Below are 1,329 nucleotides of genomic sequence, written 5' to 3' on the forward strand. Positions count from 1 at the left end.
AGGGAAAGCGTATATTTTTTTTCCTTTATATTCAAAATAAGACGCTTCTACCTCGTCTACTCCTAAATATTCCCCGTTTTCAAAATATTTTTCTTTGATGGTTACGGCAAATTTATCGCCTTTTTTTAGCTTGAAAAAGTCGATAGAATATTTATAAATCTGTGCCAATTCGTTTGCTAAATCTGCGCTAACACCTTTTTTAGATAAGGTTTCTGATAAAGATCCATCCAATTCTGCTGCAATAGTTCTTCTTTTAATTATGGTAGGACGGTTTTTTATTTCTACACGAATAGAATCTCTTAAGTCGACTACCAAAAAGCTGGTTTTGTCTTGCACATATACCAAAGCTTTTAAGTTTTTCTTGTTTTTTTTATCGGAAAAAGTTAAAAAAGCTTTACCTGCACGGATGTTTTTAATGTTGAAAGAATCTTTAATTTTTTCAGTAACATCAAATGTTTTTAAACTATCGGGTAGTGTATACGATTCTAAAATGGTGCTAAACGTATCGCCAGATTGCAGGGTGTCTTCTACCACAGAAAAATCATTAAAAGTAAATCCGTATTTTTTAATTATAGGAACTTTTTTTGCGATTTTATCTGCAGTTTTTTTGTCATTTTCTTTATTTTGACAGGAAAACGTGAGTAATAATATAGCGTATAATATATATTTCAAATCTTGTTTTTTAATTATTCTCCCCAGTTTTTTAATTCTTCTTCACTCCAAAGTTCTGGAAAGAAAATACGTTTTTGGTATTTTGGCAGCATGTATTTTTTCCAATCACTTCCGCCGGTAGCTTCATGATTTCCGGGAACGCTTTCGATATATTTTTTAGCAGCATTAAAATGTCCCATCACCCAAGTAATGTTAACAGTTTTGTCATAATGACGCATAGCGGCTACTAATTCTGGATTTTTTTGATCGTTTTCTGGTAATTGTTTAAATTTTTGCCAAAGATTTATGGTGTTGTATTCTTCCATAAAAGACAAAAATTCTTTTTTATATTTTCGTTCAAATTCGCTTAACAAATATGATTTTTCTCCTGTTTGATGATCTTTCCCTGCAGCTTGCCAATACAAATGTTCTAACGCGTGTGTGTATGACGTGTTTCTGTCAATCGTTGCTCTAAAACGAAAATCGATTAAATTAATCAAATCGGTTGATGCAAATTCAATCATTCTGTATTGCGCACTTTGGAAACCACTTGCGGGCGTTAACGTATTTCTGAATTTTAAATATTGTTCAGGTTCCATGCCTTCTTTCATAATATCAAAAGAAGTGGTTAACATATCAAAATAGCGGCTAATTCTGTTTAATCTTTCTGTAAAAAAT

1 protein-coding gene and 1 pseudogene are annotated in these 1,329 nt (G+C 31.7%); both read right to left on the reverse strand.

The annotated features are described in order from the left end of the window. A pseudogene (locus tag ABWO04_RS11945) lies at positions 1–672 on the reverse strand (M23 family peptidase); the annotation flags it as partial. Between the two features lie 14 nt (positions 673–686). Next, positions 687–1,329 (reverse strand): tryptophan 2,3-dioxygenase family protein (locus ABWO04_RS11950; RefSeq protein ID WP_353079904.1); only part of this gene is annotated, 643 nt, incomplete at its 5' end.

This window comes from Flavobacterium sp. (assembly GCF_040382755.1).
Classification (GTDB): Bacteria; Bacteroidota; Bacteroidia; order Flavobacteriales; family Flavobacteriaceae; genus Flavobacterium.